Origin of the sequence: Reella acinonychis (assembly GCF_052384575.1) — a bacterium.
Taxonomy (GTDB): Bacteria; Pseudomonadota; Gammaproteobacteria; order Enterobacterales; family Pasteurellaceae; genus JBQSUQ01.
Window position 1 is genome coordinate 103,113 of the sequence record NZ_JBQSUQ010000019.1, and the last position, 13,842, is coordinate 116,954.

17 protein-coding genes are annotated in these 13,842 nt (G+C 39.3%); 9 read left to right on the forward strand and 8 right to left on the reverse strand.

Annotation, left to right across the window (positions count from 1 at the left end):
- Positions 1 to 12: 12 nt before the first annotated feature.
- From ACT2CV_RS09450 to ACT2CV_RS09485, 8 genes are all read right to left on the reverse strand, one after another.
- Positions 13 to 201 carry a hypothetical protein gene (locus ACT2CV_RS09450; protein ID WP_464973294.1) on the reverse strand — a complete coding sequence of 63 codons (189 nt, stop codon included), beginning with the start codon at positions 199 to 201 and terminating at the stop codon, positions 13 to 15.
- A gap of 23 nt (positions 202 to 224) precedes the next feature.
- The gene (locus ACT2CV_RS09455; RefSeq protein WP_464973293.1) at positions 225 to 800 is read right to left on the reverse strand and encodes a YqaA family protein; all 576 of its coding nucleotides are present in this window, start codon (positions 798 to 800) and stop codon (positions 225 to 227) included.
- A 40-nt stretch (positions 801 to 840) separates the two neighbouring features.
- Positions 841 to 1,581: a 5'/3'-nucleotidase SurE gene (gene surE / locus ACT2CV_RS09460; protein ID WP_464973292.1), complete on the reverse strand. Its 741-nt coding sequence runs from the start codon at positions 1,579 to 1,581 to the stop codon at positions 841 to 843.
- 30 nt (positions 1,582 to 1,611) lie between these two features.
- The gene (truD, locus tag ACT2CV_RS09465) at positions 1,612 to 2,628 is read right to left on the reverse strand and encodes a tRNA pseudouridine(13) synthase TruD (RefSeq protein ID WP_464973291.1); all 1,017 of its coding nucleotides are present in this window, start codon (positions 2,626 to 2,628) and stop codon (positions 1,612 to 1,614) included.
- Entirely contained in the window at positions 2,628 to 3,104 is a 477-nt protein-coding gene (gene ispF, locus ACT2CV_RS09470) for a 2-C-methyl-D-erythritol 2,4-cyclodiphosphate synthase (RefSeq protein ID WP_464973290.1), read from the reverse strand. Before ispF ends, truD begins: the two co-directional genes overlap by 1 nt.
- Positions 3,105 to 3,117: 13 nt before the next feature.
- On the reverse strand, positions 3,118 to 3,810 hold the full coding sequence (gene ispD, locus ACT2CV_RS09475) for a 2-C-methyl-D-erythritol 4-phosphate cytidylyltransferase (RefSeq protein ID WP_464973289.1): 693 nt from the start codon (positions 3,808 to 3,810) through the stop codon (positions 3,118 to 3,120).
- 13 nt (positions 3,811 to 3,823) lie between these two features.
- A complete protein-coding gene (ftsB, locus tag ACT2CV_RS09480) occupies positions 3,824 to 4,102 on the reverse strand; it encodes a cell division protein FtsB (RefSeq protein ID WP_464973288.1) in 279 nt (92 codons plus the stop codon).
- Between the two features lie 94 nt (positions 4,103 to 4,196).
- Positions 4,197 to 4,712, reverse strand: a complete 516-nt coding sequence (locus ACT2CV_RS09485; protein WP_464973287.1) for a TIGR00645 family protein — start codon at positions 4,710 to 4,712, stop codon at positions 4,197 to 4,199.
- A gap of 195 nt (positions 4,713 to 4,907) precedes the next feature.
- Here ACT2CV_RS09485 and ACT2CV_RS09490 point away from each other — a divergent pair, with 195 nt between their 5' ends.
- From ACT2CV_RS09490 to fusA, 9 genes are all read left to right on the forward strand, one after another.
- Positions 4,908 to 5,420 (forward strand): hypothetical protein, encoded by a 513-nt coding sequence (locus ACT2CV_RS09490; protein ID WP_464973286.1) that lies wholly within the window; start codon positions 4,908 to 4,910, stop codon positions 5,418 to 5,420.
- 91 nt (positions 5,421 to 5,511) lie between these two features.
- On the forward strand, positions 5,512 to 6,456 hold the full coding sequence (fruK, locus tag ACT2CV_RS09495; RefSeq protein WP_464973969.1) for a 1-phosphofructokinase: 945 nt from the start codon (positions 5,512 to 5,514) through the stop codon (positions 6,454 to 6,456).
- Between the two features lie 107 nt (positions 6,457 to 6,563).
- Positions 6,564 to 8,495 carry an LTA synthase family protein gene (locus tag ACT2CV_RS09500; RefSeq protein WP_464973285.1) on the forward strand — a complete coding sequence of 644 codons (1,932 nt, stop codon included), beginning with the start codon at positions 6,564 to 6,566 and terminating at the stop codon, positions 8,493 to 8,495.
- 60 nt (positions 8,496 to 8,555) lie between these two features.
- A complete protein-coding gene (locus ACT2CV_RS09505; protein WP_464973284.1) occupies positions 8,556 to 8,846 on the forward strand; it encodes a YfcZ/YiiS family protein in 291 nt (96 codons plus the stop codon).
- A 134-nt stretch (positions 8,847 to 8,980) separates the two neighbouring features.
- Positions 8,981 to 9,832, forward strand: a complete 852-nt coding sequence (locus ACT2CV_RS09510; protein WP_464973283.1) for a glycosyltransferase family A protein — start codon at positions 8,981 to 8,983, stop codon at positions 9,830 to 9,832.
- Between the two features lie 139 nt (positions 9,833 to 9,971).
- The gene (locus ACT2CV_RS09515) at positions 9,972 to 10,304 is read left to right on the forward strand and encodes a NirD/YgiW/YdeI family stress tolerance protein (protein WP_464974065.1); all 333 of its coding nucleotides are present in this window, start codon (positions 9,972 to 9,974) and stop codon (positions 10,302 to 10,304) included.
- Between the two features lie 280 nt (positions 10,305 to 10,584).
- Positions 10,585 to 10,959, forward strand: coding sequence for a 30S ribosomal protein S12 (gene rpsL / locus ACT2CV_RS09520; RefSeq protein ID WP_464973282.1), 375 nt, complete (start codon positions 10,585 to 10,587; stop codon positions 10,957 to 10,959).
- A gap of 129 nt (positions 10,960 to 11,088) precedes the next feature.
- A complete protein-coding gene (gene rpsG, locus ACT2CV_RS09525) occupies positions 11,089 to 11,559 on the forward strand; it encodes a 30S ribosomal protein S7 (protein ID WP_464973281.1) in 471 nt (156 codons plus the stop codon).
- Positions 11,560 to 11,658: 99 nt separating this feature from the next.
- Complete coding sequence (fusA, locus tag ACT2CV_RS09530; protein WP_464973280.1) at positions 11,659 to 13,761, forward strand: elongation factor G; 2,103 nt, start codon at positions 11,659 to 11,661, stop codon at positions 13,759 to 13,761.
- Positions 13,762 to 13,842 lie beyond the last annotated feature (81 nt).

A 13,842-nucleotide genomic window follows, 5' to 3' on the forward strand; every position in this document is an offset into this window, starting at 1 on the left:
TTAAATTTAAAATTATTGCATATTCGCAGGCATGCTGCTTTTTTCAATTTCAGGCATAAAGCTGCCGCCTTCTACTGCACCAGTTCCTTCCACTGCTTGCATAATGCCGTTAGGTAATGCATCAGGATCAGCAGGGGGTTCTGAACTGGAACAGGCGTTCAAGCCGCATAATATTGTTAATACACAAATCCACTTTTTCATAATCCACTTTCCATTGTTGAATTTTATTTTAAAACTAAGTAGGCAATAACAGCGAGAATAACAACTGACCAACCAATAATTTCGATTGATTGGCGTAATTTACCCGCAAATTTTTCTCCGCCCCATGCAGCAAGTTTTGCTACTAATAAGAAACGCATAAAACGAGAAACAAAGGCTGTTGCTAAGAATGGCAGAAATGCCATTTGCATCACACCCGCTGCGATAGTGAAAACCTTATAAGGAATAGGTGAAAATCCAGCCACGAAAACCACTAAAATTCCCCATTGTTCAAACCAACTAATCGCTTTTTCCCAACTCGCTTGATAGCCCCAACTTACAATATATTGTTGTACGAAATCAAAAGCGTAATAACCAATAGCGTAGCCAATCGCGCCACCTAATACGGAAGCAATTGTGGTATAAATCGCTAATTTTGTTGCTTGCTTCGGTTTTGACATCGACATGGGAATGAGCATGACGTCAGGCGGAATCGGGAAAAAAATGGCTTCGATAAAGCTGACAAAGGCTAACCAAAAATCAGCAAAACGATGTTGTGACCACTTCATCGTTTTATCGTACATTGCACCAAAAATTTTCACTTAATTTATCCTTTTATTTGGCGGAAATTTAACTTCCGCATTATTCACTTTTTAACCAATTTTGTAAAGCTGCGATTGAATGATGGGCAGTCATATCCGCTTGAATAGGCGTGATTGCCACATAGCCCTGTTTAATCGCATCAAAATCAGTACCTTCACCATTATCTTCAGGCAAACCCGGTGGTCCAATCCAATAAATGCGATCGCCGCGAGGATCTTTTTGTTGAATGATTTCTGCGGCAGAAAAACGGCTGCCTAAACGGCACACTTTAATACCTTTAATTTGGTCGTAAGGTAAATCAGGCACGTTAATATTGATAATTTCGCGATTTTTCAGTAATTGACCATGTAAGCGCGGAATTAAATCACTGACAATTTTCGCCGCGCTTTCATAATGTTGACGTCCATCTAAAGAAACCGCAATGGCAGGTAAACCCAAATAACGCCCTTCAAATGCGGCGGCAACGGTACCTGAATACAAGGTGTCATCACCTAAATTTGAGCCTGCGTTAATGCCAGATACAACTAAATCAATTTTACCTGTTAAAAAGCCATTTAATGCCAAATGCACACAATCAGCTGGTGTACCATTGAGGCAGTAGTCACCATTATTGAGTTGGCGTGGACGTAATGGTTCAACCAAGGTTAAAGAGTTTGATGCCGCACTACGATTGCGATCGGGCGCGACAATAATGACATCGGCAAATTTGCGTAATTCAGCAGCGAGAACTTGAATTCCCTCCGCGTGATAACCGTCGTCATTGGATAATAAAATATTCATATTTTTTCAAGTTCAGTTAAAAAAGTGCGGTTAATTTTCGTTAGTTTTTATGTGGACAAGTTCCCTAATCAATGCTGTTGCATAGCTGCCTGCGGGCAAATAAAAATTCAGTCTTAATCCTTCGGGAACAAATTGCCAACTCAAATGTTGCGCTTGCATTAATAAAGGGCGGCGCGCCGAATTCATCCGTTCTTTTTGCATTAAGTTTTGCAATTCGCTATGTTGGGCAACAATATTGTTTTCAAGTTCACAGGCGGTTGGATTTTTTTCACCAATGAGCGGCGCGGTGAGTAAAATATCCTGCTCTGTTAGACGTTGTTGTAATGTTGGTAAATCTTCATGTTGATCAGCAACAAACCAACTGTGGTTACCATTTAGTTGCAAAATATCTTGTGGCATGACTTGTGTGGCTAAGCCCATTTCAATGCGATTAGATACCACTAAATTGAAAATTTCACTGCGCGCTGCTGACAAGTAAAAACTGCGCTTTTTGCGATCTTTTACTTGTATTTCGCCTTTTGCCCAACGCATTGCTTGTGTCAGATTATGTCCATCACGTCCAAAGCGTTGTTCGGTGAAATAGTTGGGGAAACCTAAAAACTGTAAGTTTTTTAACCGCACTTTGAGTTCGTCAGTTTCTTCCACATCTCTTAATAAGATCTCAAAATAATTACCCGCGAGGCTACCTGTACGGATTTTGCGGTGGTGGCGAGTAACAGCTAAAATTTCTACACCTTCTAATTGGAATTGGCTGAAGTCGGGTGTCGGCTTGCCCGGCATTTGTAAGCAAAACCATTGTTCAGTAATGGCATGGCGATCTTTTAAGCCAGCGTAACCCATATTGCGCGCAGATATGCCACAGAATTGTGCCAATTTTTCGCCCACAAATAAGGTATTCGCATTGGTTTTACGTACTTTCACAGCCACGAATTCACCATCGCCAGACATCTCGTAGCCTAAATCTTCTTTCACGATAAAATCGGCGAACTCCGCTTTTAAAAGTGCGGTTTGTTTTGGTGCAGTTTGTAAATAAGCGAGATCTTGCATTAGTTTTTTACCAATAGGGCGACAGCTTCCGCAGCAATGCCTTCGCTACGTCCTGTGAAACCGAGTTTTTCAGTGGTGGTGGCTTTGACATTCACCTGAGTGATATCGCATTCTAAATCAGCAGCGATGACCGCGCGCATTGCGTCAATATGCGGTCGCATTTTGGGCGCTTGTGCAATAATGGTGACATCTACATTTCCGATTTTGTAACCTAGTTGTTGAATTTGTGCAAAAGCTTCACGTAATAAAATACGGCTGTCGATATTTTTGAATTGCATATCGGTGTCGGGAAATAATTTGCCAATATCGCCTAACGCCATTGCGCCCAATAAGGCGTCTGTGAGCGCGTGCAAAGCAACATCGCCATCACTATGAGCGATAAAGCCGGTGTGATAAGGCACTTCCACCCCACCAATAATTAACGGGCGATTTTCACCAAAGGCGTGTACATCAAACCCATGTCCAATTCTAATCATATTGTTGTCCTTTTTATCTTTGGCTTAAATAAAATTCAGCCAATTTGAGATCTTCTGGTCTGGTTACTTTGATATTATCTGTGCGTCCAGCCACTAAGTGTGGTTTAAAACCAGCGAGTTCCATGGCGGAGGCTTCGTCTGTTACTTCAAAGCCTTGTTGTTTAGCTTGCTCTAAGGCTTGAATTAATAAATCAGCGCGGAAATATTGTGGCGTTTGTGCCAGCCAAATATAGTTACGATCTTCAGTTTGTTGAATTTGTTGCTGATGATTCGCTCTTTTAATGGTATCAATGGCAGGAACAGCGAGGATCGCACCGTTTTCATCATGCACTGCCAATAATTTATCCATATCTTGATGGGTTAAGCAAGGGCGTGCCGCATCATGTACCAACACCCAAGTTTGCTGAGGTTGTGAAATTTGTTTTAAGCCATTTAATACGCTTTCAGCTCGCGTTTCTCCGCCTTTGACAAGACGTACTTTCGGGTGATGGATAAAGGGGAATTGTGCTAAATAAGGGTCTTGTTCTGCAACCGCTAAAATAATTTCCTGAATCCCAATAGGATGCGTTAATAATGTGGTTAGGCTATGTTCTAAAATAGTTTTACCTAGAATCTGCAAATATTGCTTGGGTTTATCGGCTTGCATGCGGGAACCCACACCAGCAGCAGGCACCACAGCAACGATATTATGAGAAAGTGCGGTCATTTTTAGCTAAGTTTTATTTATGTTCTTTGACGATACGATAGAAGGTTTCATTGGGTTTTATCATTTCATATTGCTGTCTTGCGCGCTCTTGAATGGCATTAATACCATATTTTAAGTCTTTGATTTCGGCAGCAATAACTTGATTACGCTGAGACAATTTTAAATTCTCTGCTTTATGTACTTCAATTTCTTCACGCGTTTGAATGTAGTCCAAATAACCATTTTTATGAAACCAAAAGTCATATTGGAATAAACAAAGTACGGCGATGAGTAAAATGATAAAAATACGCATAAATTTCTATTTTAAAAGGGATGTAGCCATAGTTTAGGGGAAAATGCGGCGTAAAACAAATAGAAAAGCCCTATAAATAGGGCTTTAGATATTATTAATGACCTTTATGGCTGGTGCTGTATAACACTTTGTCCGTATAAGCCATTGCCACTGCAGAAACTAAAAAGCCTAGATGTAAGAATAATTGCCACATCATTGTTTTTTCCGGCATATTACTTGCATTCACAAAAGTTTGTAACATATGAATTGAGGAAATACTGATGATGGACATCGATAGTTTTACTTTCAACACAGAGGCATTGACGTGGTCTAACCATTCTGGCTCATCAGGATGAGTTTCTGTGTTTAATTTAGACACAAAGATTTCATAGCCACCAATAATCACCATCACTAATAGATTTGCAATCATCACCACATCAATTAAGTTTAATACCGAAAGCATAATGGCATTGCTATCTAACTCATTGATTTCTGTTAATAATTGCCAGAGTGATTTGACAAATTTATAAGCATAAATACCTTGTACAATAATTAAACCAAGGTAAATAGGGACTTGTAGCCAACGGCTAGCAAAAATAATCTTACTAATAATATTCGGTTTGCGTTCCATAATAAATTTCCTAAATGCAATTAAGGGTGGGGAAAGTACATTTTTTTGCACAAAATAGCAACGCTTTTTTGTGTTCTTTATCATTTTATCTGGTTGCTTGTTTCCGTTTCTCCGCTATATAATGCCGAAATATTTAATTTTAAGTACAAAAATGACTTAAAATTTATTGTTATCACTAAAGGGAAAAACTCCATTATGTTAAAAAAATTATCTCTTATTGCGTTATTCGCTTGTTTATCTGCTTGTTCATCTTTGACTTCATACGTGCCTTTTATGGGAAACAGCAAGCCTGTTATTGATTTGGATGAAGATAAAATTGATCAAAAATCCTATGCGGTAGCGTATTCAACGACTGTTCAAACGCATAAGGGCATGGTAAAAGAAGATTATGATGTGAATTCTTTTGCAAGCGGTGTAAATGATTGGTATGTCGGCAGAATTTTAGTGCCAGTTGATCAAATTAAAATGAAGCTTGCGTCTGGTATTGATAGCAATGTGCATGCTTATTATAGTGGTGTCGTTTTTGCTGCTGAATTGCAAGGGAATTTTAGTCGTTTGAGCCAAGATTGTTGGAGTAAAATTGATCGATCAAGTATGACTCAAGGGATTTATGATGCCATGATTGATTTGAAAAAAGATCGTGCTAAATCAGAAGATGATGAATACTTAACAAAAGGCAGTGAGCAACTGCTGAATGTATGTAAATAAGTAGAATAAGCTAGACGAGTTCTAGCTTATTTTTTTCATGTTAGTGATTAATGGACGAAATATCACTGTTGTGAGTTTAGGATAATAAATGATGAAAAAAGTTGTAATCATCACCTTAAATACCGCCTATGATTTGGTTGGACGTTTGCCTCGTTTGCAACTGGGCGAAGTGAATAGCGTTGAAACCTTGGGTTTATTTGCTGCAGGAAAAGGCATTAATGTGGCTAAAGTGTTACATGATCTGGGCGTATCTGTTGCGGTGGGCGGTTTTATGGGTAATGACAATTCAGGTGGGTTTGAACGCTTATTTGATCAATTACAATGGCAAGATTATTTTCATCGTGTCGCTGGACAAACAAGAGTTAATGTCAAAATCACAGAAACAGACGCAGAGGTAACGGATTTAAATTTTTCTGGTTATCAAATTCAACCACAAGATTGGCAACGGTTTGTACGAGATTCGTTACAATATTGTGCCGCATTTGATGTGGTCGCTGTGGGTGGTAGCTTGCCTCAGGGCGTATCGCCGACACAATTTGCTGATTGGCTTACTGAATTAACCGCATTGGGTGTTAAGGTGGTATTAGATAGTTCTAATGCCGCTTTTATGGAAGGCATAAAAGCGAAACCCTGGTTAGTCAAACCAAATCACAAAGAACTTGAAACATGGTATGGCAAGCCTTTGAATTCTCTTGAAGACATTATTGTTGCTGGCACTGAATTGCAAAAACAAGGCATAGCGAATGTGGTGGTGTCAATGGGTAGCCAAGGGGCATTATATATTAGTGAGCAAGAAATCATTCATGCCGAAGCATTGCCTTGTGAACATATCATCAGTACAGTGGGTGCGGGAGATTCCATGGTGGCAGGATTAATTTATGGAGAGCTAAATGGTTTTTCACTGCAAAAAAGTCTGGCATTTTCTACCGCAGTTTCAACGCTAGCGCTATCACAAAGTAATGTGGGTATTGCTGATCTCGCTTTAGTGGAGGAACTTGCTGTAAAAACAAAACTGCAGGCCATTGAGAGAAAATAACAAAACTTGATGAAATTCCACCGCACTTTTTATGGACAAAATGAACTTTAACTCCTCCTTGAGTTCTTATTGACATAAACATAATAATATTTGTTGTGGCAAGAAGAATGAAAACACAAACACGTCCCCTTTTATTTCCGATTTTTTGCTTTATTGGCATAAATCTTATTGTTCTTACCCTTTCTCGCCTTGGTTTATCCCTTTGGCAAGCTGAACGTATTAATGCTGTCGATGGTTGGTTCTTGCTATTTTTGCAAGGTTTCCGCATTGACATTGTATCCATGTGCTATCTCTTTGGCTTGCCAGCCTTATTGACGGTATTGCTATGGCACAACAATGGCTTGGGGCGAATTTGGCAGTCCATTTTGCGTGTTTGGTTGACGTTCGCGAGCGTTTTTATTCTTTTTATGGAACTAGCAACGCCAGCATTTATTGAAACCTATGATTTCCGTCCGAATCGCTTGTTTATTGAATACTTATTGTATCCAAAAGAAGTCTTTACGATGTTAGCAAATGGGCATTTGACGGCAGTGGTATCCAGTCTTGTGCTGACGATTATTGCAGCGATTTTATATTGGAAATTGGCTGGTTGGGCTGTCAAAAATCTGCGCACTATCAGCTGGAAAACACGTCCAGTTCTAGCTATTGTTATCGTTGCTGTTGCTTTTGTTGGTGCGCGTTCCACATTAAGCCATCGTGGTATTAATCCTGCTATGGTGGCATTTTCAGGCGATCCTTTAGTGAATTCCTTGGTGCTAAATTCAGGTTATTCTGTTTTATATGCTGTTCAGCAATTAAAGGATGAAGATAAATCGTCTGAACAATATGGCAAAATGCCAGTAGAGGAAATGTTGCACATTGTTAAACAATCTCGTGGTCGTCCTGACGCAGATTATATTTCAGCAACCTTGCCCACCTTAACTTACAATAAAGCCTCCTATCAAGGTAAACCCAAAAATATTGTTATTTTGTTGATGGAAAGTCAAGGCGCACAGTTTATTGGCACCTTAGGTGGCAAACCGCTGAGCCCTGAGTTTGATAAATTAGCACAACAAGGTTGGTTATTTGAAAATCTCTATGCGACGGGTACCCGTTCAGTGCGTGGTATTGAAGCGGTAACTGCAGGCTTTACACCAACACCAGCGCGTTCCACAGTAAAACTAACCAAAAGTCAAAATGGCTTTTTCACTATCGCTGAGTTATTAAGCCAACAAGGCTATAAAACGTCCTTTATTTATGGTGGTGAGAAACATTTTGATAATATGGCAAGCTATTTTTATGGTAATGGTTTCCAAACAATTATCGATGAAAAAGACTATCAGAACCCGAAATTTACTGCAACTTGGGGCATGAGTGATGAAGATTTGTTTGATAAAGCGCATGAAACTTTCACCGCACTTTCTCAAGGCGATGCACCCTTCTTTAGTTTAGTTTTTACTTCAAGCAACCATGATCCTTTTGAATTTCCAGATGGCAAAATTGAGCTTTATGATCAGGAAAAACAAACTCGTTACAATGCGGCGAAATATGCAGATTATGCGCTCGGTTATTTTTTCCGATTAGCGAAACAATCAAACTATTGGAAAGACACCATTTTCCTCGTTATCGCAGATCACGACTCTCGTGTTGCTGGCGCGGAGTTGGTACCAATTAATCATTTCCATATTCCAGCGTTAATTTTGGGAGAAGGCATTGAAGCAAAACGCGATCATCGTTTAGTCAGCCAAATTGATATGCCAACAACCTTGTTGTCTTTAGCGGGTGTGAGTGGGCAATATCCAATGATTGGTTATGATTTGACACAGTCAGCCGATCCTAATCGTGCTTTTATGCAGTACGATCAAACGCAAGCGATGATGAAAGGCAATGATGTGATCATTTTACAGCCTAATAAACAGCCTCAGAGTTATGAATACGACAAAAAAGAAGGGAAGTTTATGGCTAAATCCTTACCAGAGGAAATGAAAAAAGAAGCCCTAGCCCATGCCCTGTTAGGCAGCTATTTATACAATAACCGCTTGTATAAAAGTAAAGATTGATTATGTCATCATTTAGTATTAAATTAATAAAACGTTGAATTAATAAGATAGGAAGATTGTATGAACAATGACAAACCCATTGAATGTGTAGGCTGTAACACCTTTGATATTGGTTCAGTAATAGATAATAGTGAACTTGAAGTGAAGTTTTCTAAACAATATCCAACTCAGCAAGAGGCTGAGCAAGCATTAGCAAAATTAGTGCAAAAAGCACGTGATACGGAAACGGATCCTTGCCAGATTCAACATGAAATCAAAGCGGTTGATGGTGGCTTTTTATTAGATGCAAGTTTCACATTCAGCTGCCAAGCAGAAGTGGTGATCTTCCAATTAGGTACAAGAACCGTCTAAGCGATAATTTGATCGTTAAAGTGCGGTGGAAATTCTCGGATTTTTCTGAAGTCGGTCATTTAGGGATGTAATGCATATTCGTTACATCCCTAAAATATATATATGATTTAAACATTATTTATAGGTAAATATTTATGACAACTCAACCGAGCGTTGCGATTATCACATCAACCATTGGTCGCCTAGAACTTGCGCGGGCGATCGAAAGTGTCAAAAAACAAACTTATCCTTGTAAGCACTATATTTTTGTTGATGGTGAACAATTTGCTGATAAAGCTAAAGCGGTAATTGAGCAATATGATAATCTTATTGTGACCTATTTGCCAATGAACACAGGGGTAAATAGCTGGGTAAATAGTAGCATCAATGCCATTGCGCCCTATTTAGTCAAAGAAGATATTGTTTGCTATTTAGATGATGATAATTGGTATGAACCTAATCATGTTCAAAGCATTGTTGAATCCTTTGCGATTTGTCCAACAGCTGATTTCGTGTATAGCTTACGTAATCTGTATGACATCGCAGGTAATTTTATCTGTCATGATGATATTGAATCGCTGGGTATTTGGGAATCAAAAACAAAAGAAAAATTTTCATTTAAGTTAGAAATTGATGGTTATCAATTTTGGTTAGCCCCTCAGTTAAAAGGAACCTATCATATAGACACTAACTGTTATGGGTTTACTCGACAATCTGCTATTACAATAGCGCCGATCTGGTTTTCTGGCAAATATAATGATAGAAATGTTTTTCAAAAGATTTCTCAACTTAAGTGGACAGTCGTGCCAACGCGCAAATATTCGGTAAACTATACCGTAGATTTAGAACGATATATGTCCTTTAAAGAGTTTAAAGATGCTGGGTTAACTGACGAACAGGCTACTCGTGCCCAAATTACGATAATTCAAAAAATTAATGAACTACATATAGAGCGTTATGGTGGTAGAAGACCTTGGACAGAGCCAAATGCTTGGCCAGAATCCTAGTTATTTTACTTAAAAGGAAATTTGTAAATTTTGCGTTTTTGACATTTCTTTTTTTAATGCCACATATTGAAACTCAGTTCGTGGCTTTGATATTCAATTTATTTTAAGTTATTTTTAACTCAGGAAGCACATTTTTATTATTGCTCTTGGATTTGCTGCACTTAGCGCATCATCTTTTGCACATAAACATGATAATGGTTGTTTTGTAAATAATAACCAGCCTGTCAGCACAGTGGCACAAGCGAAAACATTGGACGATGATCAACTTGTGGTATTACAAGGCAAGATTGTTAAACAAATTGGAAAAGAGGATTTCTTATTTCGCGATGCAAGTGGCGAAATAGCAGTGGAAATCGACAAGGAACTGTGGAAAGGTGAGCAAATCACGCCAAATGATGAAGTGAAATTTTACGGTGAAGTAGACAAATCGGCTAATAAATCGAGGTTGAAGTTCATCAGATTGAAAAAGTAAAATAATCTCAATGGGCGAACTGATGTTCGCCCGATTTATTTTCACACTTAAATCGCAATGCGATCTTATTTTGATCCTAACGCCTCATTCTTTCCATTCTTGAAAATAACCGAATTTTCCACCGCACTTTTGAGAGTTAACTGAGGAATTTCGCGGTAAAAGCTGCTTAATTGTTGACAGCGATCCTTTTCGCGATTAGAATTTAGCGTCTATTTCTTTATGGAATAGATTTTAACAAACATATTCGTTTAGAATTTTTAATGAAAACTGGAGCTTATTAATGGCAACTATCAACCAACTAGTACGCAAACCGCGTGTGAGCAAGGTTGTAAAAAGTAACGTTCCTGCATTAGAGGCTTGCCCGCAGAAACGTGGCGTGTGTACTCGCGTATACACTACTACACCTAAAAAACCGAACTCTGCATTACGTAAAGTATGCCGTATTCGTTTAACAAATGGTTACGAAGTAACTTCTTATATTGGCGGCGAAGGTCATAACCTTCAAGAGCACAGTGTTGTGCTTATCCGTGGTGGTCGTGTTAAAGATTTACCGGGTGTGCGTTATCACACCGTACGTGGTGCATTAGATTGCGCAGGCGTAAAAGATCGTAAACAAGCACGTTCAAAATACGGCGTTAAACGTCCTAAAGCTTAATGGAGCTCCGTTAAGTAAGGCCAAACGTCTAAATTAAATATTTAAACCATAAACTCCAGTCAACGGCGATAATAAATCGCAAAAGATGAGTTTTGGATATCCTGAATTATAAAAAACGGAGAAATAGCAATGCCACGTCGTCGTAGTATTGAACCTCGTAAGATTCTTCCAGATCCAAAGTTCGGATCAGAATTACTTGCGAAATTTATTAATGTTTTAATGGTAGATGGTAAAAAATCTATCGCAGAATCAATCGTATATAATGCATTAGAAACTTTAGCGCAACGCACTGGTAAAGAAGCATTAGAAGCATTTGAAGTTGCATTAGAAAACGTACGTCCAACTGTTGAGGTTAAATCTCGTCGTGTTGGTGGTTCTACTTACCAAGTACCTGTTGAAGTGCGACCAACTCGTCGTAACGCATTAGGTATGCGTTGGATCGTTGAAGCAGCACGTAAACGTGGTGATAAATCAATGGCTTTACGTTTAGCTAACGAATTATCTGATGCAGCTGATAACAAAGGCGCAGCAGTGAAAAAACGTGAAGATGTTCACCGTATGGCAGAAGCAAACAAAGCGTTTGCTCACTACCGTTGGTAATCGGTTAACAATTATATTCGAGGCTTCATCTCAGATTTTGTGGTGGAGCCTTACCCATATAAAGAATTTCAATATTAAATTCAAAACAAGGTAATAATAATGGCTCGTGTAACTCCTATTGAGCGCTATCGTAATATCGGTATTAGTGCTCACATCGACGCAGGTAAAACAACTACCTCAGAGCGTATCCTTTTCTACACAGGTGTAAGTCACAAAATCGGTGAAGTACACGATGGTGCAGCGACGATGGACTGGATGGAACAAGAACAAGAGCGTGGTATCACAATCACCTCTGCTGCAACGACAGCGTTCTGGTCTGGTATGTCACAACAATATCCACAACACCGTATTAACGTTATCGATACTCCAGGACACGTTGACTTCACAATCGAAGTTGAGCGTTCAATGCGTGTTCTTGATGGTGCGGTAATGGTTTACTGTGCAGTTGGTGGTGTTCAACCACAATCTGAAACTGTATGGCGTCAAGCAAATAAATATAAAGTACCACGTATTGCATTCGTAAACAAAATGGACCGTACTGGTGCTAACTTCTTACGTGTTGTTGAGCAAATCAAAACTCGTTTAGGTGGTAATGCAGTTCCTTTACAACTTCCTGTTGGGGCAGAAGACAACTTCAAAGGTGTTGTTGACTTACTTAAAATGAAAGCTATCAACTGGAACGAAGCTGACCAAGGTATGACTTTCACTTATGACGATATTCCTGCTGATATGGTTGAAGCTTGTGAAGAATGGCGTCAAAACTTAGTTGAAGCTGCAGCTGAATCTTCAGAAGAGTTAATGGAAAAATACCTAGGTGGTGAAGAGTTAACTGAAGAAGAAATCAAAGCAGGTTTACGTCAACGTGCATTAGCAACTGAGATTATCTTAGTAACCTGTGGTTCTGCGTTCAAAAACAAAGGTGTTCAAGCAATGCTTGACGCAGTAATTGACTACTTACCAGCTCCAACAGATATCCCTGCAATTAAAGGTATCAATCCAGATGAGACTGAAGGTGAGCGTCATGCAACTGATGATGAGCCGTTCTCTGCATTAGCATTCAAAATTGCAACTGACCCATTTGTTGGTAACTTAACCTTCTTCCGCGTTTATTCTGGTGTGGTCGAGTCAGGTGTAACAGTATTAAACTCAGTAAAAGATAAACGTGAACGTTTTGGTCGTATCGTACAGATGCACGCTAACAAACGTGAAGAGATCAAAGAAGTTCGTGCGGGTGATATCGCAGCGGCAATCGGCTTAAAAGATGTGGGTACAGGTGATACATTATGTGCTATCGATGCGCCAATCATTCTTGAGCGTATGGAATTCCCAGAGCCAGTAATCTCTGTTGCTGTTGAGCCAAAAACGAAAGCAGACCAAGAAAAAATGGGTCTTGCATTAGGTCGTTTAGCACAAGAGGACCCTTCATTCCGCGTTCACACTGATGAAGAATCTGGTGAAACCATCATTTCTGGTATGGGTGAGTTACACTTAGATATTATCGTTGACCGTATGCGTCGTGAATTTAAAGTAGAAGCGAACATCGGTAAACCACAAGTATCTTATCGTGAGACTATCCGTACTCGAGTTAATGATGTTGAAGGTAAACACGCAAAACAATCTGGTGGTCGCGGTCAATATGGTCACGTTGTTATCGACTTATACCCATTAGATCCAGAGGGTCCAGGTTACGAGTTCGTGAACGAGATCAAAGGTGGTGTAATCCCTGGTGAATACATCCCAGCAGTTGATAAAGGTATTCAAGAACAACTTAAATCTGGTCCATTAGCAGGTTACCCAGTAGTAGATTTAGGTGTGCGTTTACACTTCGGTTCATACCATGATGTTGACTCATCTGAATTAGCGTTTAAACTTGCTGCATCATTAGCGTTTAAAGCGGCGTTCGCGAAAGCAAACCCAGTTCTACTTGAACCAATCATGAAAGTTGAAGTAGAAACACCACCTGATTATGTGGGTGATGTAATTGGTGACTTAAGTCGTCGTCGTGCTATGGTGAATGGTCAAGAAGCGAATGAGTTTGTTGTGAAAATCAATGCAGAAGTACCACTTTCTGAGATGTTTGGTTATGCGACTGACCTTCGTTCACAAACTCAAGGTCGTGCTTCATACTCAATGGAACCATTGAAATATGCTGAAGCACCGAAGAACGTTGCTGATGCTATCGTAGAAGCACGTAGAAAATAGTTTAATTACTTAACTCCGTAGTGTATTTTGCACTACGGAAACTTTCAATATAGGAAACTTAGCAATGTCTAAAGAAAAATT

What these genes read in the sequence shown, in the direction of transcription:
- surE (WP_464973292.1), bottom strand. Translation starts at nt 1,581, where the DNA reads ATGAATATTTTATTATCCAATGACGACGGTTATCACGCGGAGGGAATT.
- ispD (WP_464973289.1), bottom strand. Translation starts at nt 3,810, where the DNA reads ATGACCGCACTTTCTCATAATATCGTTGCTGTGGTGCCTGCTGCTGGT.
- fusA (WP_464973280.1), top strand. Translation starts at nt 11,659, where the DNA reads ATGGCTCGTGTAACTCCTATTGAGCGCTATCGTAATATCGGTATTAGT.
- fruK (WP_464973969.1), top strand. Translation starts at nt 5,512, where the DNA reads ATGAAAAAAGTTGTAATCATCACCTTAAATACCGCCTATGATTTGGTT.
- ACT2CV_RS09490 (WP_464973286.1), top strand. Translation starts at nt 4,908, where the DNA reads ATGTTAAAAAAATTATCTCTTATTGCGTTATTCGCTTGTTTATCTGCT.
- ACT2CV_RS09505 (WP_464973284.1), top strand. Translation starts at nt 8,556, where the DNA reads ATGAACAATGACAAACCCATTGAATGTGTAGGCTGTAACACCTTTGAT.
- rpsG (WP_464973281.1), top strand. Translation starts at nt 11,089, where the DNA reads ATGCCACGTCGTCGTAGTATTGAACCTCGTAAGATTCTTCCAGATCCA.
- truD (WP_464973291.1), bottom strand. Translation starts at nt 2,628, where the DNA reads ATGCAAGATCTCGCTTATTTACAAACTGCACCAAAACAAACCGCACTT.
- ACT2CV_RS09485 (WP_464973287.1), bottom strand. Translation starts at nt 4,712, where the DNA reads ATGGAACGCAAACCGAATATTATTAGTAAGATTATTTTTGCTAGCCGT.
- ACT2CV_RS09510 (WP_464973283.1), top strand. Translation starts at nt 8,981, where the DNA reads ATGACAACTCAACCGAGCGTTGCGATTATCACATCAACCATTGGTCGC.
- ACT2CV_RS09450 (WP_464973294.1), bottom strand. Translation starts at nt 201, where the DNA reads ATGAAAAAGTGGATTTGTGTATTAACAATATTATGCGGCTTGAACGCC.
- ACT2CV_RS09500 (WP_464973285.1), top strand. Translation starts at nt 6,564, where the DNA reads ATGAAAACACAAACACGTCCCCTTTTATTTCCGATTTTTTGCTTTATT.
- ispF (WP_464973290.1), bottom strand. Translation starts at nt 3,104, where the DNA reads ATGATTAGAATTGGACATGGGTTTGATGTACACGCCTTTGGTGAAAAT.
- rpsL (WP_464973282.1), top strand. Translation starts at nt 10,585, where the DNA reads ATGGCAACTATCAACCAACTAGTACGCAAACCGCGTGTGAGCAAGGTT.
- ftsB (WP_464973288.1), bottom strand. Translation starts at nt 4,102, where the DNA reads ATGCGTATTTTTATCATTTTACTCATCGCCGTACTTTGTTTATTCCAA.